14 protein-coding genes are annotated in these 18,237 nt (G+C 71.4%); 5 read left to right on the top strand and 9 right to left on the bottom strand.

Translation table 11 applies throughout. The annotated features are described in order from the left end of the window. Positions 1-43: 43 nt before the first annotated feature. From J2Y42_RS04115 to J2Y42_RS04105, 3 genes are all read left to right on the top strand, one after another. Positions 44-487 (top strand): hypothetical protein, encoded by a 444-nt coding sequence (locus J2Y42_RS04115; RefSeq protein WP_309855290.1) that lies wholly within the window; start codon positions 44-46, stop codon positions 485-487. A 119-nt stretch (positions 488-606) separates the two neighbouring features. Beyond that, entirely contained in the window at positions 607-2,118 is a 1,512-nt protein-coding gene (gene lepB, locus J2Y42_RS04110) for a signal peptidase I (protein WP_309855288.1), read from the top strand. Continuing rightward, positions 2,106-2,462 (top strand): DUF4190 domain-containing protein, encoded by a 357-nt coding sequence (locus J2Y42_RS04105; RefSeq protein WP_309855287.1) that lies wholly within the window; start codon positions 2,106-2,108, stop codon positions 2,460-2,462. The genes lepB and J2Y42_RS04105 overlap by 13 nt, the downstream gene beginning before the upstream one ends. 289 nt (positions 2,463-2,751) lie before the next feature. Here the strand turns inward: J2Y42_RS04105 and J2Y42_RS04100 are convergent, their stop codons facing one another. From J2Y42_RS04100 to J2Y42_RS04080, 5 genes are all read right to left on the bottom strand, one after another. Further along, positions 2,752-3,774: a hypothetical protein gene (locus tag J2Y42_RS04100; RefSeq protein WP_309855286.1), complete on the bottom strand. Its 1,023-nt coding sequence runs from the start codon at positions 3,772-3,774 to the stop codon at positions 2,752-2,754. Between the two features lie 98 nt (positions 3,775-3,872). Continuing rightward, a complete protein-coding gene (locus tag J2Y42_RS04095; RefSeq protein WP_309855284.1) occupies positions 3,873-4,568 on the bottom strand; it encodes a hypothetical protein in 696 nt (231 codons plus the stop codon). 102 nt (positions 4,569-4,670) lie between these two features. Further along, positions 4,671-4,919, bottom strand: coding sequence for a hypothetical protein (locus J2Y42_RS04090; protein ID WP_309855283.1), 249 nt, complete (start codon positions 4,917-4,919; stop codon positions 4,671-4,673). Between the two features lie 71 nt (positions 4,920-4,990). Next, entirely contained in the window at positions 4,991-6,031 is a 1,041-nt protein-coding gene (locus J2Y42_RS04085) for a Gfo/Idh/MocA family oxidoreductase (RefSeq protein WP_309855281.1), read from the bottom strand. A gap of 76 nt (positions 6,032-6,107) precedes the next feature. Continuing rightward, positions 6,108-7,118 (bottom strand): Gfo/Idh/MocA family oxidoreductase, encoded by a 1,011-nt coding sequence (locus tag J2Y42_RS04080; protein ID WP_309855279.1) that lies wholly within the window; start codon positions 7,116-7,118, stop codon positions 6,108-6,110. Between the two features lie 129 nt (positions 7,119-7,247). Here J2Y42_RS04080 and J2Y42_RS04075 point away from each other — a divergent pair, with 129 nt between their 5' ends. Further along, entirely contained in the window at positions 7,248-9,812 is a 2,565-nt protein-coding gene (locus J2Y42_RS04075; protein ID WP_309855276.1) for a glycosyl hydrolase 2 galactose-binding domain-containing protein, read from the top strand. Between the two features lie 66 nt (positions 9,813-9,878). Then, on the top strand, positions 9,879-10,802 hold the full coding sequence (locus J2Y42_RS04070; RefSeq protein WP_309855274.1) for a phosphodiesterase: 924 nt from the start codon (positions 9,879-9,881) through the stop codon (positions 10,800-10,802). A 117-nt stretch (positions 10,803-10,919) separates the two neighbouring features. Here the strand turns inward: J2Y42_RS04070 and J2Y42_RS04065 are convergent, their stop codons facing one another. The 4 genes from J2Y42_RS04065 to J2Y42_RS04050 all read right to left on the bottom strand — a co-directional run bounded on the left by J2Y42_RS04065 (position 10,920) and on the right by J2Y42_RS04050 (position 18,227). Beyond that, on the bottom strand, positions 10,920-12,512 hold the full coding sequence (locus tag J2Y42_RS04065; RefSeq protein ID WP_309855273.1) for a stealth family protein: 1,593 nt from the start codon (positions 12,510-12,512) through the stop codon (positions 10,920-10,922). A gap of 126 nt (positions 12,513-12,638) precedes the next feature. Next, a complete protein-coding gene (locus J2Y42_RS04060) occupies positions 12,639-14,516 on the bottom strand; it encodes a protein O-GlcNAcase (RefSeq protein WP_309855272.1) in 1,878 nt (625 codons plus the stop codon). Next, positions 14,495-16,237, bottom strand: coding sequence for an ABC transporter ATP-binding protein (locus tag J2Y42_RS04055; protein ID WP_309855270.1), 1,743 nt, complete (start codon positions 16,235-16,237; stop codon positions 14,495-14,497). The genes J2Y42_RS04060 and J2Y42_RS04055 overlap by 22 nt, the downstream gene beginning before the upstream one ends. Then, positions 16,218-18,227 (bottom strand): ABC transporter ATP-binding protein, encoded by a 2,010-nt coding sequence (locus J2Y42_RS04050; protein WP_309855268.1) that lies wholly within the window; start codon positions 18,225-18,227, stop codon positions 16,218-16,220. Before J2Y42_RS04050 ends, J2Y42_RS04055 begins: the two co-directional genes overlap by 20 nt. Positions 18,228-18,237: the final 10 nt, after the last annotated feature.

Here is an 18,237-nt window from a genome sequence, read left to right as displayed (position 1 = left end):
CCAGCACCCTGAACAACCGTTCCGTGAAGCAAAGGATCACACCATGACGAAGAGAAGAAACCTCATCCTCCCGATCGCCGCGGCCGCCCTCGCCGTCGCCGGACTCGCGGGCTGCACCGGCACCCCGAGCACGTCGCCGTCTTCGAGCAGCGCAGGCGGCAACCCGGCGGCGGCAGGCGGCTCCACGCCGCTGCCGACCATCCCGACCGGCACCGGCGTCATCTCCGCCACGAAGATGGACAGCTGCGAGACGACCGGCTCCAGCGTCACCGCCAAGGGCACGGTCACGATGCCGAAGGACACCAAAGGCGACGTCGTCGTGTCGGTCAGCTGGGTGAACTCCAAGAACTCGTCCGTCTACGGGCGCGGGGTCACCACCGTCAAGGGCGCCGCCGGCGACAAGAAGGAGTGGACCACCACGGCCACCCTCCCCGCCAACGCGGACTCCGTGTCCTGCGTCCTCGGCGCCGTCGTCCCCAAGAAGTAAGGGAGCACAACGGCGGCGCTCACATGATCGGGATCTTCGCATTCCGCGTCATGGAGCGCCGCCGGCTCCGTCTAAATCAGTGAACCCGTGTATCGCCAGCGTTCAGAAAGGGAGGCGAGATGACCGTGATGCCTCGCATCCCGTCGAGGAGGTCGAAGCAGCGACGCTCCTCGTACGTACCGCCGGCGAACCGCTCCAGCGTCGTCCCTGACGCTCTCTCCTGGCGCGAGCAAAACGACACGACCACGGCCCCGAAAGGTCCGGCTGCGTGGACGGCCGCGAGCATCACCGAGTCCGACCGCACTGTCATCGACGCCGGACCGTACGGCGTCATCGACCTCGCCGTGATGGAAGCCGGGGGCGACTTCCACGGTCGTAACCAGCAGCTCGGCGTCGTCTGGTGGGACAAGCGTTCCTTCCGCGAAGAAGACGACGACTTCGGCACCATCCAGACCAGCTTCGTTCCCGCATCGATCTCCGACCACGTCTCACTCGCACCGCCGCAGAGCCGCACAGTGGCTCCGGCGCCTCACGATCCGCGCCACGCCGACGGGCAGGTCCAGGCGCCTGGGCTGTCACCGGAGGGTGCACCGCTGCCCGCCGCTGCGCCCGCAGCCGCCCATATCTCCGTTGCCCCTGTCGCGCCCGGCGTTCCGGCGGCACCCGCGATGGCCGCCCCGGCACCTGCCGCCACCCTGCAGCCGAGTGACGTATCCCGGGCCACTGAATCGCGGCCCACGTCCCGCCGAGCCAACCGGCACGCGGCAGTTCACGCGCAGCCGGCTCCCGTCGTCGCCGCGTCGCCGTTGCCGAGCGCGGAGGCGCACGCATTCGCCCCTCCCGTCTCGGCGAGCAGCCCCGTCGCGCTCGACGACTCCGACCACCAGCGTCACGCGCGGCGGTCCCGGCACGTCGCACTCGTCCCCAAGACCCGCGGTCGACGCGGTCGCGTAGCCGACAGCAGCCATCCGCGGAGGGCGATGCTGCGCCGCCGCCGCACCCGGCGCCGTGTGATCCTCGGCACCCTCCTCGTCGTGGTCGCGTTCGCGGTGACCATCCTCGTCCAGAACGTCATCGTCACCCCCTTCACCGTGCCCTCCGTCTCGATGGAGAACACGCTCCACACCGACGACCGCATTCTGGTGAACAAGCTCGCGTACGGGGCTGCGCCCGTCAGCCGGGGAGACGTCGTCGTCTTCAGTGATCCCGGCGGCTGGCTCGACGGCTCCAACTCCGCGACCACCGCAGCGGCGGCCGGCACTGGCGACTACCTCGTGAAGCGCGTGATCGGCATACCGGGCGACAAGGTCTCCTGCTGCAGCACGAACGGCCATGTCACGGTCAACGGTGTCGAGCTCTACGAGCCGTACGCCGTCATCCCCGAAGGACAGCCGGCGTCCGCCGAGTTCGACGTCACCGTTCCCGCAGGAGAGCTCTGGGTCCTCGGCGACAACCGCTACAACTCGCGCGACTCCAGCCACACCCAAGACCTGCCCACCAAGGGGTTCGTCCCCATCGTGGATGTGGTCGGCCAGGCAGCCCTCAAACTCTGGCCCCTCAACCAACTCGCGCCGATCTCCTCGGCTCGAGAGACTTTTGCGTCCGTTCCGAACCAGACATGTCCCATCTGAAGGCTCATCAGCTGAGCGACGACGAGGTCGACGGACTCGATGAGTCCGCGGTCGGAGTACCGGCGCCCCACACGGCGTCCGAGTACGCCGCTGACTATGCGCTCCCCACGGTCGTGCCCCGACGAGTTCACCCGGTCGCCGTGGTCGCACTCATCCTGGCCTTCCTGCTGCCCATCGTCGCCATCCCGCTCGCCCACAAGGTCACCCGCACGCTCCAGCACGACGGAGGACGGGGTCGGGCCGTCGCCCAGACGGCCATCGTGATCGGCTACCTCAACATCCTGCTGCTCGCCCTGCTGTCGCTGAACGTCGCCGTCGCCGTCTTCCTGCACTCCGCCGTCTGATCGACAGCCGCGCGACCGGTGACCGGCAGCCGCGCGACCGTCAGTCGACAGCCGCGCGACCGGCAGTCGACAGCCGCGCGACCGGCGGCCGACAGCCGCGCGACCGACAGCCGCGCGACCGGCAATCGACAACCCCGCGACCGGCGGCCGGCAGCCGCGCGACCGGCAGCCGCGCGACCGGCAGCCGCGCGACCGGCGGCTGCGCGACCGGCAGCCGCCAGCCCGGCGACCGGCAGCTCGCGGTCCACTGCCGGCAGCCCGCGGCCCGCCCCCCGGCAGTCCGCTGCGCTCAGCGCACCACCGACGGCGACCATGCGTGCTCGATCAGCAGTGTCTCCGCCGCCGAACCGTCCGCCGGCGCCGAGTAGACGTTGAAGTCCCCGTCCTTCCCCGCAGCGGGCAGGCCGAACAGCAGCGTTCGGTCGTCCAGCCACTCGGTCTGGTCGTCGACGTTCCCCTCGAGCGGAAGCACCGTCTCCTTCTCCGACGCGAGGTCGAGGACCGCGAGCGTCCACCGCGGCGCATCCGTCGTCCCGAGGTTCTTCTTGTACGCGACTCGGGTGCCGTCGGGCGACAGCGATGGACACTCGGCACCCTCGTGGAGGGCCACCAGCGTGCGTCCGCGGAGGTTGCCCTTGACCAGCCAGGTCCTCCCGGCCGAGGCGGCGGTCGCATAGAACGTGTTGCCGTCGTCGGTGAACGTCACTCCCCAATAGTTGAGATCGACGGCCGTGTACGGCTTGGCGTCGATGAGGAAGGTGAACGCGTCGAGGGGGCCGTAGTAGGTGCCGTAGAGCGCCGTGATGATGGTCTGCGTCGAGAACTTCACGCCCTCGTACGATTCGCCTTCGACGAAGGAGGTCCAGGCCGCCAGCTTGGAGTCGGGCGACAGGCGCGTCCGGCTCGGGGCGCCGGGCAGCGGCCAGAACCGCGTCTCCACCCCATCTGCGTCGTACAGCGTTTCGCGGTAGCCGATCGGGTTCGTCCCGCTCTTGCTCATGCACGACAGCGCCTTGCGGGTCGCGTAGACGCGCTCGCAGGCGAGGTCGGAGACGGTCCTCTTCGACTGCGGGGACGAGAGGGGAACGGAGGCGACGAGCCCGGAGTCGGGCCCGGGGGCGGTGTTCCGGAACACGATCCGCGGGCCTGAGGGCAGCTTCCACACCGACGCACCGGTGGATGCGGGAGCCGAGGTCGAGGCGGCCGGCGCCGACGGCGCTCCCGCGCATCCACTCGCTCCGCCGAGGACCGCGGCGATGGCTGCGGTGGCGGCGGCAACCCGTGCGACGCGACGTCTGGTGGCCTTGTTCATCGACGGTCTCCTCCGCTTGAGCGCTCGTTAATAAGGACTCGGGAAGGAGCGGCTGATTACGCAGGAGGACGACATCCACAGGAGGGGTCGCCCACCGCTCAGCCGATCAGCGAGACGGCACGCGCGATCACGAGGGCGAGGAGCGCGAAACCGGCGAACGACTCTAGCGACATCAGCAGCTTCGCGCGGTGGGTCAGCGGCATGGTGTCGGTCGGGCTGAACGCCATCGAGTTCGACAGCGAGAAGTAGAAGTAGTCGATGTAGTTCGGCACCCAGTCCGCCTGCTTGCTGGACCCGCGCGCCACCTCGTCCACCGCGTCGTGGTCCTCGTCCTGCGGGAACCGGAAGTCCGCCAGCGCCAGCTTCGGCCGAGGAACGGTCGCGCGAGCGACGGGACCTCCGCGGTCGAGGACCCAGAACACCAGGGCGAAGGCGATCACGTTGGTCAGCCACACCTGCATCGAGGCGAGCAGCAGCTCGTACCCGTTGCCGTGCTTGTTGAGGAGGCGGACCACCGTCTCCGCGAACGCGATCTGGTTGGCCACCAGGATGAAGATCGCCAGGGCGATCTCCGCCCGGCGCGACCACCGCGACTCCCGGTTGAGCCGGTGGGGGTTGTAGAGAACCAGCGCGACCACCATGAGGATGCAGATCCCGACGACGGCGTAGCGCTCCAGCAGGGGGACGACGCTGGGCAGGAACGCGTACGCCGCGAGGGCGACGAGCGTAGCGATCACGGCGGGCCAGCGATGCTCCGGCTGGGCCGACCGCTCCCGGTTCTCGGTCTGGGTCACAGGGGGAACAGTACCGCCGGGGCCCGCGGTGGAGCGGGAGGCGGCGCGGGGCGGTGCCGCGACCTCTCCGCCGAGAGAGCCTTCGGCGGAGAGGTCGGACTGTCAGTTGAAGATCGCCCACTCGGAGCGGTCGAGCTTGGCGCGGCTGCCGTTGATGACGAGGTACCACGACCCTTCGTCGCGATGGAGGTACTCCGCGAGGATCGTGGTGTACTTCCACTCCCCTCCGACGAGCGACCAACGGATCAGGGAGATCAGCTGGCCCTGTCGCAGGTACGGGACGGCGACGAAATCATCTTGACGATGGGGCTCCAGTGACCGGTTGCGGGCCCCCGTCCGCTGCATGCTCATGCTGAACTGTAACTCCGCGGCCGACCGCCTGGATATACCTGAATTCACCCCAGGGTGAATTTTCTCGAAACTCAGTTCTCGGGTGTGGAGGCGGTCACCAGCTCGCGCACCGAGCGGACCGGCGCGATCGTGCGGTTCTGCGCCGATTCGTAGGCGGCGAGGATGATGCCGAGCACCTCGATCCCCTCCTTCTGCGTGTGAAGCGGGCGCGTGCCGTCGAGGATGCTGCGAGCGAAGTGGCCCACCTCTTCCTGGAACTCGTGCACCGGCGCCAGCTCGAGCACCGTCGGCTCGGACTCGCCGCGCAGCCGGTAGCTGAGCGACGTGCCGTCACTGGCGAGACTGCCCAGCTCGCCGACCACCGAGAACTTCTCCGTGCCGTCCGCCGGCTGGTAGGCCCAGCTGGTGACGAGGCTGCCGATCACGCCGTTGTCGAAGCGGACCAGCACCTGCGCGGAATCCTCGCCCTCCATGAACGAGAGGCGGTGGGTGGCGAGCATCGCGGTCACCTCGACCGGCGACCCGCCCGCGAGGTGCAGCAGGAGGTACGTCGGGTGGTAGCCGGTGTCGATCAGCTCGCCGCCGCCACTCGTGGATGCGTGGGCCCGCCATCCCATGTTCGACGGGTCGAAGTCGTTGTAGAAGCTGTCGGTGGTGCGCACCTCGTAGACCCGGCCGAGCACGCCGGAGTCGATGAGCTCCTTGGCCGTGGCGACGGCGGGGAGGAAAAGCTGGTTGTGCGCGCACATCAGCGTGACGCCGGCTTCGGCGACCGCGGCATCCACTTCGGCGGCCTCCTCCGGTGTGAGGCACAGCGGCTTCTCGCACAGGATGTGCTTGCCGGCGCGGGCGGCGGCGACGATCGCATCCTTGTGCAGGTGGTGCGGCAGGCAGATGTCGACGGCGTCGATGTCGGCCTCGGCGAGCATGGTCGCGTAGTCGGCGTAGACCTCGGCCCCGCTGTCGCCGGCCCGGCGCTCGGCGGCCTCGCGGACCGGGTCGGCGACGGCGGCGAACGTGACGGTCTCCGGGTTGCGGAGGTAGCCGGCGACGTGGGCTCCGGCGATGCCGCCGGCTCCGATGAGACCGATACGGACGGTGGTGCTGGGCATGGTGATGCTCCTTCGGAGAAGTGGATGGGCGTGCGGATGCACGGAAAGGGGGGGAGAGTGGGGATGGTGGGTCGGGTCAGGCGACCGGCGCCGGCTGTCCGGTCAGTGCGACCGCGCGACCCGTGGCGGCCGACTCGTTGGCGGCGACGACCATGCGGGTCAGTTCGACGGCGTGACGCAGGTTGTCGTCGGCGGTCGTGCCGTCGTGGATGTGCTGCACCCACTGCGCGAACGCGCCGGGCCGCCGCTCGGGGAGGGGGAGCTCCTGCCACTCGTCGCCGAACGCGCCGCCCTTCGCGAGGAGGCGCTCGCCGCCGAAGCCGAACATGACCGTCGCGGCGGTGCCGCGCAGCTCGATCGTGAACGCGCCGGGCGTGGTCACCACGCTCGCCTCGAAGACGCCGATGCGGCCGCCGGGGAACTCGGCCGTGACGACCGCGTTGTCTTCGACCGCGCGGTCGGTGACGTGCCCGTAGGCGGCCGAGATGGTGAGCGGCTCGGCGCGATGGAACAGCCGCGTCAGGTACGCCGGGTGACACCCCAGGTCGGTGAGGGCGCCGCCGATCGCGGCCGCCGGGTCGGCGAACTGCTCCGGCAGCCAGCCGGCGACCCAGCCGTCGTGCGCGAGGCGCACGCGGGAGTACGTCAGCTCGCCGAGGGTGCCGTCGTCAAGGATGCGCTCGATGGCGACCGTGTAGTCGTCGGAGAGCCGGGGGAGGGATACCACGAGTGCGACGCCGGCCTCCCGGGCCAGGTCGACCAGTTCCTCCGCTTCGGCGACCGTCGGGGCGAGGATCTTCTCGGTGAAGACGTGCTTGCCGGCCGCGATGGCGCGTCCGATGACGTCGCGGTGCTGGTCGGTCGCCGTGGTGATGGTCACCGCGTCGAGTTCGGGGCGGGCGAGCAGCTCGTCGAGGTCGGCGACGAACTCCACGCCGAACTCGTCGGCGGCCGCACGGCCGCGCTGCTCGTCGTCGTCCCAGACGGCGACGAGGGTGGTGTCGGGATGCTGCTGGACGTTGCGCACGTAGTCGCCCGCGTGGACGTGCCAGAAGCCGATCGCTGCGACAGCGAGTGGGTGGGACATGCCTGTCAAGGCCTCCTTGCCTGGTATTCGATGCGCGCGAACCACGAAAGCGTACCTTCTGCTCGGGAGCAGTAGATAGTCCTTCGGGCAAATTTCTGGAATCGTTCCCAGATTCGGCATGATCGTGGGGTGAGCTCAACGACGATCACCCTCGACGGCAGCGATTGGACCATCCGCGAAGCCCTGGGCGACACCGCCGAGTGGTACCTGGGGGCACCGCTGCCGGAGGCCGGGAACAACGTGGCGGAGGCGTCCGCGGCGATCGCGGCGGCGCCCGGCTGGCTGCCCGCCCGCGTGCCGGGCGCGGTCATCGACGACCTACACCGCGCGGGCGAGCTGCCCGATCCGCGCGTCGGCCGCAACTCGCGCGCGGCGGAGTGGGTGGCCGAGCGGTCGTGGGTGTACCGGCGGGCGGTGGAGCTCGATGTGCGCGCGGCCGACGGCGTGGCGGTGCTCGAGTTCGACGGCGTGGACCCGGGAGCCGACGTGTACTGGGACGGAGAGCGCATCGGCTCGGTGCGGGGGCTGTACCACCGCCTGCGGGTGCCGCTGGACGCATCCCTCCGTTCGGCCGGGCGGCACAAGCTGGCCCTGCGCGTGCATCCCGCGCCGGACTCCGAGCCGCAGGTCGGACGGACCGAGCGGGTGCGGGTGCACACCCCGCGGCTCGGCTACGGCTGGGACTTCTCGCCGCGGCTGCGGCACCAGGGCGTCTGGAAGAGCGTTCGCCTGCGCGTCGGGCGTGCCCTGTTCGGCGACGTGACGGTCCGTGCGTCGGTGACCGAGCAGCCGGGTGGTGTGGGCTCGGGCGTGGACGGTGTCGTCGCCGTCGCGTGGGACGCGCCACCGGCGGAGCGGTCGGACGCGGCACTGACCGTGACGGTCACGGTCGAGCGCGACGGACGCCCGGTGGCCGAGCGCAGCATCCCCGCGGCCGACGGGTCGGCGGAGGTGCGCATCCCGGACCCGGAGTTATGGTGGCCGAACACGGTCGGCGGCCAGCCGCTGTACACGGTCACGGTCGTTCTCGTGGACGAGGAGGGCGAGACCGACCGCACCGAGCGCCGGGTCGGGTTCCGGGCGGCAGCGCTTGTGCCGAACCCGGGCGCTCCGGCGGACGCCCTCCCGTACACGGCCGTCGTGAACGGTGTCCCCGTCCCGCTGCTCGGCTGGAACTGGACGCCCGCCGACACTCTCTTCGGATCGATCGACAAGGGCACGGTCGAGCGCCTGCTCGGCCTGGCGGCGGCCTCCGGCGCTCGGCTGATGCGCGTCTGGGGTGGCGGTCTGATCGAGACCGAGCACTTCTACACCACCTGCGACCGTCTCGGGCTGCTGGTCTGGCAGGAGTTCTCGCAGTCGAGTTCCGGGATGCAGAGCGCGCCCAGCACCGACCCGGAGTTCGTGGCGCTGATGCGTGCGGAGGCCGAGGCGCTCATCCCGACCCGGGTGCACCATCCATCGCTGCTGCTCTGGGGCGGCGGGAACGAGCTCGACGACGGCGGGGTGCCGCTCTCCGACGACCGTTCGCCCGTGCTGGCCGCTCTCTCCGCCGCGGTCGCGCGGCTCGATCCGGGCCGTAGCTGGCTGCCGACCTCGCCGACCGGTCCAGAGTTTCACAACCGGTTGGACCGCATCGCGGCGAACCCAGACGGACAGCATGACGTCCACGGGCCGTGGGAGCACCAGGGTCTCGTCGGCCAGTACACGCTCGGCAACGCCGGAACGAACCTCGCGCACACCGAGTTCGGGGTTGAGGGGATGACGAACCTGCGCTCGCTCGAAGCGCTCGTGCCCGAGGCGGATCGCTGGCCCGCGAACCGGACGAACCCGGTGTACCGGCACCTCGGGGAGTGGTGGAACAACGCCGACCAGGTGGTCGAGCTGTTCGGTGGGCGTCCGGACACGCTCGAGACGCTGAATTGCGCATCCCAGCTGCTCCAGGCCACCGGGCTGCAGTACGCGGTCGAGGCGGACCGGCGGCGCTCGCCGCGCTGCAGCATGGTGCTGCCGTGGCAGCTCAACGAGAGCTACCCGAACGCGTGGTGCACGGCGGCGGTCGACTTCCGGGGCGATCCGAAGCCCGCGTACTTCGCTGTCGCCCGCGCGTACGAGCGGCGACGTGCGACGCTCCGCGTGACGCGCGCTGTGTGGGACGGCGAGGCGGTCGCGACGGTCGGCGCGTGGCTGTGGGCCGAGGATCCGGTGCCGCCCGGTTCCGAGTTGACGTTGCGCGCTCGCGGCCTGGACGGCGCCGTGCTCGCCTCGCGCGAGGTGCGCGTGGGCGCTGTGCGGTACCCCGAACCCGTCGGGACGCTGGAAATCGCGACCGCCGATCTGCCAGAGGTGTTCCTGTGGGAGGCGGAGTGGCGGGATGCGGACGGCCGCGAGCTCGACCGCGAACGGATGCTCGCCACGACGACCGCGGACTGGGCTGCGCTCTTCGACGTGCCGGCGCCCGTGCTGACCGTCGCGCGGGATGCAACGGGAGCCGTGCGCGTCCGCAATGACGGCCCGCAGGCCGCCCTGACCGTGCGGCTGACGGACCCACGGCCGGTCGGTGCGCCCGGCATCCTGAGCGTCGGCGGCGACCCCCGACCGCTGCTCCCTGGGGAGGAGCGGACGCTTGCTGCGACCGCCGGAATGCCCGTGCGCGTCGAGGCCTGGAACGCCGAACCGGCGGATCTGGCGTGAAACGAATGCAGGCGGCACACCGTGAGCGTTCACGGTCCGTTCAGACGTAGGTGGTGTGATAGCCCCGTGAAGACGCGAATCGCGGAATACCCGCGGCCGGACCACTTCCTCCTCCACATCAGCGACACCCATCTGCTGGCGGGAGGCGAACAGCTCTACGGCACCGTCGACAGCGAACAGCACCTCCGCGCCCTTCTCGCGGAGGTCGAGGCGTCCGGTGGCAGGCCGGAGGCGATCGTCTTCACCGGCGATCTCGCCGACCGCGGTCAGCCCGACGCCTATGCGCGGCTGCGCGCCCTCGTCGACCCGGCGGCCGAGCGGATGGGCGCCCGCGTCATCTGGGTGATGGGCAACCACGACGATCGTGCGTCGTTCCGGCAGGGCCTCCGCGACGAGCTCGGCGACACGTCACCGGTCGACGACGTGTACTGGCTCGGCGGCCTGCGCGTCATCGTCCTCGACTCGACTGTGCCCGGACACCACTACGGCGACGTCAGCGAATCGCAGCTGGACTGGCTGGCGGCCGAGCTGGCGATGCCGGCGCCGGAGGGCACCATTCTCGCAATGCACCACCCGCCCATCCCGAGCGTTCTCGACCTCGCCGTCTCCGTGGAGCTGCGCGACCAGTCGCAGCTGCGCGAGGTGCTGGAGGGCAGCGACGTGCGCAGCATCCTCGCCGGGCATCTGCACTACTCGTCGACGGCGACCTTCGCGGGCATCCCCGTGTCGGTGTCGTCCGCAAGCTGCTACACGCAGGACCTCAACGTGCCCGTGGGAGGCACGCGCGGCCGGGATGGGGCGCTCGCCTTCAACCTGGTGCACGTGTACCCGAACACGGTGCTGCACTCCGTGGTGCCGCTCGGCCACTACCCGACGCTCGACTACGTGGACCCCGAGGAGTCGGCGCGGCGACTGGCTGCCGACGGCATCCGCATCCCCCCGGCGCCGCGCAACGAGACCCCCACCGAGCCCATCGCGGTCCTCGCCTGACCGTCGCGCCCGCGCCCCTGTCCGGACCGAGATTTGCGCCAAATCGTGGTTATGGACGCGCCATAACCGAGATTTGGCGCAAATCGTAGCCACCCCGGGCGGCGGCGGGAGCGGGTCTCAGGTGCCGGGGCGCTCCCACGGGGCGGGGAACGGGAAGTAGCGCTCGAGGAAGTCGGTCACGATCCGCGTCCGCTCCTCGGGGCTGATCTCCGGCTTCGAGCCGTCGTTCAGGCAGAACATGTCCTGGTCGCGGCGCTTCAGGAGGCGCCGCATCATGTCGGGCGCTTGCCGCAGCGTCGTCTCGATGTAGAGCACCTTCGCCTGCGTCTGCGTCACCGCGCGCCCGGTCATGAGCGCGTAGTAGTGGTACAGCGAGTTGGTGACCGAGATGTCGGTCGCCGAGCGGAACGGGCTGGCCGCGGTGCGCCGGAAGTCCTCGGCGAATTCGCGCTCCATCTCCTGCAGAACGCTGATGCGCAGCGGGGCCGCGCAGTGCTCGAGGTGGCGCGTCGTGACGGCGCCGAACCGCTCCCACAGCAGGCGGCGGTTCACGCGAGCCGCGTTCTCGAATCCGCTGCGCGCCGGGTCGGTCTCGCCGAGCCCGATGCGGGTGCCGGCCTCGACGAACTTGGTGATGCCGCCCGGCGAGAAGAACACGTCGGGCGACAGCGGACGGCCGATGAACATGTCGTCGTTGCTGTACAGGAAGTGCTCCGACAGGCCCGGGATGTGGTGCAGCTGGCTCTCGACAGCGTGCGAGTTGTGCGTGGGCAGTGTGGAGGTGTCGGCGAAGAAGTCCTCGCTCCGCATGATGTGGATGCGCGGATGCTCCGGATCGAGCCACGGCGGAACCGGGGAGTCGGTCGCGATGTAGATGTTCCGGATCCACGGCGCGAACATGTGGACGCTGCGGAGAGCGTACTTGAGTTCGTCGATCTGCCGGAAGCGGGCTTCGTTGTCGTCGCCCTCCCCGACGACGTAGGCCGCCATCCGCGCGGCCCGCTGCCGCTGGTATTCGGCGCTGGAGCCGTCGACCCACGAGAACACGATGTCGACGTCGAAGGCGATGTCGCTCGCCAGCGGGTCGAACATGTGCTGGAGGGTGCGCCAGCGCCGTCCGTACAGCTCCACTTCGGCCTCGACCGCCTCGCTGCGGGGCAGGCGCGGCCGCATGAGCGCGTTCTCCCGCGGTGCGGTGATCTCATCGTCGCCGAACCGCCAGAACTCGAACTGGAACGCGGTCTCGGCGCCGTAGCGCAGCCGGCCGATGGGCTCGAGCCGAGGGCGGTAGAGCCGCAGGATGTCGGCCTTCCGGCGGGAGAGGCGGCCGTCGGCGATGAGCAGGTCATCGCCGTGCTCGTCCTTCTCTGGGTCGATGCTGCGGGAGTAGAAGGGCTCGTCGGCGAACGCTGACGCGAGGGCCGCCGAGACCTCTTTGCGGCGCCGGCGGTCCAGCGCCACGATCAGGCGGTTGTCGTCGTCGCGAACGAGCAGGTACTCGAGCCCGGCGGCGTCGAGGGCGTCGCGCACGGCGAGGAGGTCTTCGATCATGGACTCCCGCGGCGTGAAGGGGCCGGAGACCAGCGTGAAGAGCCCCTTGCGTAGCACGATGTCGTCGCGGGCGAACCGGGGCGCGCCGGAACCGGGGTCGTGGGTGACGACAACGGGTTCGGGCTGGTCGGAGAGGGATGCGGGAGGATGCTCAGCCATACACGCATTACTCTAAGCCGCTCGCGTGGCAGTGCGTTCCGCCGCCGCCTACGCGACATTCGTGCCGAATGCGCGCTAACGGCTCGCCATACCGCACATTCGGCACGAATCTGCGGGGGGAGGGGGTCAGGGGAGGAGGGTGCGGACGGTTGCCAGCAGCAGGGCGCGCGCCTCGGGGGTGACGAGCCACGGTGCCAGGCCGTCTGCCGCCAGGAAGAATGTGGCCCGCGCCGCGGGAGCACGTGTGCCGTCCGCGAGAGGAGCGCCGGCCGGCGTGAAGCCGATGACCGCGCGACCCGATTCGGGGTCGCGCGCGACGACATCCGCGGCTGCGGGCAGATCGCCGACGGTCAGCTTGGTACGCCCGCGGAAGACGACCACCTCGCCGTCCAGACCGGCAGCCGCCGGGTGCTCGGCGGCGGTGATGCGGATGCGGTCCGCCGACAGCGGGACGGAGGACGCCGACGCCAGCCCGATCGCGACCAGATGCCCCCACGCGAGCAGCGGTACGGGGCGGGAGGCGGCGGCACGGGCGGCCTCCTCGGACGCACGCCGGGTCACGATGACCAGGTCGGCGTCCGGGTCGTCGCCGAGCTGCGCGCGCATCCCGGACCGGCCGAGGAACTCGACGAGCTCGCGGTCTCCCGGCGATGGGTTCGGCCCGCTGAGCACGGCGACGAGCGCGCCGTCGCCGTAGGTGCGACGGGTTTCGACGCCCAGGCGTTCGAGCGCAGTGTCGATGAGCGCGAGGACAGCGCCACGGGCCACGTCGGCGAACTCGGCTTCCAGTTCGCGGCGGGCGGCTAGGAGCGCGGCGGCGTCTCCGGGGCCGCCGCCTTCTGCGCCCGTGCCGGAACCGTCCAGCACACGGCATGCGAGCACGCCGGCGGCCCCGGCGGCCCGCGCCGCGACGATCCACGGCTCCAGCTGGGCCGCGAGATCGGCCGGGGTGGATGTCGTTCCGCGCGTCGAGGCGAGCCCGGAGAGCAGGCTGCCTGCCGCATCCCATCGTCCGGCGTCGACGGCGGCGTCGAGGTCGGGCCAGCGCGGGGCGCCCGGCGGCCAGGCGCTGCACGCGCGCACCAGCGTCCGGAGCCCGGGGTCGTCGCCGGCGACCGCGAGGTACGCGCGCTCGGCCGCGGTGGATGCGTCGTAGCCGTCCGGGTCCGCCGCCCATTCGGCCACGGTCTCCAGCGCGAAGCGGGAGGGCGCGGCCTCCACCATGGGGTTGGCGGCGATTCCGACGAGGCCGGGCGCGACCTCGCGGCCAGTGAGTGGACCGAGGAAGACGCGCGAGCGGTCGAAGTCGTTGACGGGGAAGTTGTCCCAGAGCACCAGCTCGCGGCCGAAGCTCTCGACCGCCCGGGTGATGTCGGCGGCCGTCACCTCCCCGACCACGATGTCGGCGCCCGTCCAGAGCAGGCGCGCGTCGGCGGGGAGCGTCTCGGCGAGCCCGACGCGGTAGGGGGTCCGCTCGACGCCGGCGTAGTCGGTCGGACAGAGCAGGACGGGTTCGTGGATGCCGGCCGGGCGGAGGAAGTTGCGCTCGAACCGGGCCGCCGCCTCGCCGTGGGCGCGGCCGAGCGCTTCGGGCTCATCCATCGGCACATCGTCGAAGAGGAGGGCGAACGAGCGGACGCCCGCGCCGAGCAACTGACGGCACTTCGCGGCGAGCGCTTCATGCTCGGCATCGTCGTCGAAGCGCATCGAGAGGCCGGGAGAGATCGCGTAGACGAACAGCACGCCCCGGTCGGCGGCGGCCCGGTTCAGCTCGGCCAGGTCGGCCAGCCGGTCGGCGGGATACGGCTCCCGCCACTCGTCGCGGTGCCACGGGTCGTCCTTGGGGGCGTACAGGTAGCGGTCGAGCCCGATCGCGCCGCCGCGCTCGAACCAGGCGAGCCGGTCGCTATGCGACCACGGCTCGCCGTAGAAACCCTCGACGACGCCGCGCCACGCGAGCGCGCCCGGCCGTCCGGCGGCGCTCACCGCTCGCCCCCGTGCCACGACGCCCACAGTTCCGCGTACGCGCCGCCGGCGGCCACCAGCTCCTCGTGGCTGCCCAGCTCGTCCACGTGACCGTCGCGCACCACGGCGATGCGGTCGGCGTCGTGGGCGGTGTGGAGGCGGTGGGCGATCGCGACGACGGTCCGGCCCTCGAGCACCCGGTTCATCGCGCGTTCCAGGTCGCGGGCGGCGGTGGGGTCGAGCAGGGAGGTCGCCTCGTCGAGGATGAGCGTGTGCGGGTCGAGCAGCACCAGCCGGGCGAGCGCGAGCTGCTGCGCCTGCGCCGGGGTGAGGACGACGCCGCCGGAGCCGACGACCGTGTCGAGGCCCTTCGGCATCGCGGCGACCCAGCGCAGCGCATCCACCACCCGAAGCGCCCGGGCGAGCTCGTCGCGACCGGCGCCCGGCTTCGCGAGCGACAGGTTCTCGGCGATGGTGCCGACGAAGACGTGGTGCTCCTGGGTGACGAGGGCGACGTGGCTGCGGAGGTCGTCGAGCGGGAGGTCGACCAGCCGGACACCGCCGACGGTGATACGTCCGCCGGTCGGCTCGGTGATGCCGGCCATCAGGCGGCCGAGCGTCGACTTGCCCGATCCGGACGGCCCGACGATCGCGAGGCGCTCGCCGACGGCCAGGTCGAGGGTGACGCCGTGCAGCACCTCGGTGCCTTCGCGGTAGGAGAAGCGCACGTCTTCTGCGAGCACGTGCTCGTCGGCCGGCTGCTCGCCGGTCGCGTGGCGGTCCTCCGGTACGTCGGCGACGCCGATGATGCGCGAGAGCGCGGTGGTGCCGACCTGGATCTCGTCCAGCCAGCTGATCAGCTCGTCGACCGGCGACACCAGCTGCATCGCGTAGAGGGCGACGGCGGTGACGGCGCCGATGGTGGCCGCGCCGCTGCCGACGAGGAACGCGCCCCACGCGATGACGACGATGACCGGGAGCAGGAACGCGATGTCGGTGCTCGGGAAGAACCAGGAGCGCAGCCAGAGCGTGTACCACTCCGACTCGCGGCGCTCGCGGAGTGCTGCGTCGATCTTGGCGCGCTGCGCTGGGGCGAGGCTGAGCGCCTCGATGGTGCGCACGCCGTCCACGGTCTCGCTGATCGTGCCGCCGAGGGTGGCGTAGGAGGCAAGCTGGCGTTGGTAGCCCGGCCCCGAGCGCTTGAGGTACCAGCGCGCCGCGATCACGAGGATCGGCACGCCGGCGAACGTGGCGACGGCCACGGCCGGGTTCACCAGGAACGCCGCGACGACCGTCAGCACCGCCGTGACACTGGCGACGAGGATGCGCGGGACGCCGAACCGCACGGTCTGGGCGACCGACTGGATGTCGTTGGTGGTCCGCGCGAGCAGGTCGCCCGTTCCCGCCGCCTCGACGGTGGAGAGCGGGAGCCGTGCGACGGTCGCGAGGAACTCCTCCCGCAGCTGCGCGAAGACGCCCTCGCCGAGAATCATCGACTGCCGCTGGGCGAACCGGATCAGGACGGCCTGGCAGACGATGGCGACGAGCAGGATGAGCGCGATCGTGTCGATCCCGCTTTTGGCGAGGGTATGGCCGGTGACGCCGTCGATGATGACGCCGATGAGGGCCGGTCCGGCGAGACCGGCGACCGCGGCGAGGGTGTGCAGCGCCAGGACGACGGACAGGCCGCCGCGATGCTGGCGGATGAGACGCGCGCCGGTCTCCCGGACCGTCCTGGTGCTAGCGATCGGCAGCAGCATCGCCCGTTCCCTTCTTCCGCTTGTCCTTCTTCTTCGCCTTCTTGGCCGTGCGGCCGCCCTCCGGACGCTGCGCCGTCACGGGATGCGTCGCCGTCCAGAGCGCGTCGATGGACCCGGTCCAGGCGGCGTCGAGGTCTTCGCCCTCGGCCGGCTCGGCGGCGGAGATGGTGCGCGAGACGATCGCGCGGTACAGGTCGCCGAGGTCGTCCTCCTGGCGCAGCAGCTGCTGGTGCGTCCCGGTTCCGACGACCCGGCCCTTCCGCACCACCGCGATGGTGTCCATCCGGTCGAGGAGCAGCGGGCTGGCGGTGACGACGACGGTCGTGCGCCCCTCGCGGGCTTCCCGAAGCCGCTCGGCGATCTGCGACTCGGTGTGCGCATCCACCGCGCTCGTCGGCTCGATGAGAACGAGCACCTCGGCGTCGGTGAGGAGTGCGCGGGCGAGGCTGAGACGTTGCCGCTGGCCGCCGGAGAAGGTGCGGCCGCGCTCGGCGACGCGCTCGTGCACGCCCTCGGGCAGCGCGTCGACGGTCTCGGTCGCCGCCGCCGCGTCGAGCGCGGCGGAGACCCGGCGCATGCGCCCGGTGGAGGTGTCGTCCTCGCGCCGGCGGCCCGTCTCCTCGTCGCGCACGGGCAGCGTGTCCAGGCCGTCCAGCAGGCGACCGCCGAACAGGTGCGGGTTCGCGTCGTTCACGACGATGCGCCGGCGCACGTCGCGGACCGGGACGCGGGTGTGGTCGACGCCGCCCCACAGTACGGGCGCCTCGCGGTGCACGGCGTCGTCGAAGCGGCCGATGCGGGTCGCGATGGCGGCGGCCTCGTCGGGGCTCGCATCCACGATCGCGGTGAACCGGCCGGGCGGGATGACGACACCGGAGGCGAGGTCTTCGATCGCCGATCCCCAGGCCGGCGCCTCCGCGGTCTCGTCGGCGTCCTGCGCGGCCGGCCGCGTGCGGAGCACGGAGAGCACGCGGCGGGCGGAGACGACCCCGGCGGTGAAGGTCTGCGCGGCCTCGACCGCGGTGCGCAGCGGGAGCACGAGGAACGTCGCGTAGCCGTAGAAGGCGGTCAGCTGGCCGGGCGTGATCGTGCCGTCGACGGCGAGGTGGGCTCCGAACCAGACGATGAAGACCAGGAAGACGCCGGGCAGCAGCACCTGCAGTCCGTCGAGCCAGCTCTGCGTCTTGGCGACGCCGACCCCGGCCGCGCGCACCCGCTGCGACTGGGTGGCGTACCGCTCGACGAACTCCTGCTCGCCGCCGATGCCGCGCAGCACGCGCAGGCCGACGACCGTGTCGGCGCCGAGGGTGGTGAGGCCGCCGGACTCCTCGCGCCACACGGCCTGCCGTGCGCGAAGCGGCCGCAGCAGCAGGGCGAGCACGGCGGCCACGGCCGGGACGCCGATGACGACGGCGAGGCCGAGGGGAACGCTGGCGGACAGCATGATGACCGATACGACGACAAACGCGACGACGCCGCCGCCGAGCCGGGCGGTGACCTCGTACATCGCACCCAGCCGCAGCGAGTCGGTGCTCACGGTCGCGACGATCTCGCCCGACGAGGTCGTGGCGGTGATCGCCGGACCGGTCTCGGCGGAGTGGTAGCCGATCAGCCGGGCGACGCCCAGCGACGAGCGCAGCCAGTTCGAGACCGCCATCCGATGACGCAGCATCCCGGTGATCGCCTGCACGACCGCGACGAGCAGCAGCGCGCCGCACCAGGTCCACAGGCGGCCGGAGTCGCCGGAGACGCCCTCGTCGACCGCGCGGCCGAGCAGGTAGGGCCAGACGGCCTGGCACAGCATCCACACGACGCCGAACAGCATGCCGGCGCCGAGGCTGGCGGGCTGTCGCGCAGCCTGCCACAGCAGGAACCGCGGCACCGACGACAGGTGCCGTTCGGAGGGCCGGGCAGCGGGGATGCGGGCGCCGCGCGGCGTGCGCGAGGGCGGACGGGAGGCGGACGGACGAGCAGCGCGGACGCTGGACACGAGTGCTCCT

This window comes from Leifsonia sp. 1010 (genome assembly GCF_031455295.1).
In the GTDB taxonomy this organism is placed as follows: domain Bacteria; phylum Actinomycetota; class Actinomycetes; order Actinomycetales; family Microbacteriaceae; genus Leifsonia.
This window is presented reverse-complemented; position numbering and strand designations above follow the sequence as displayed.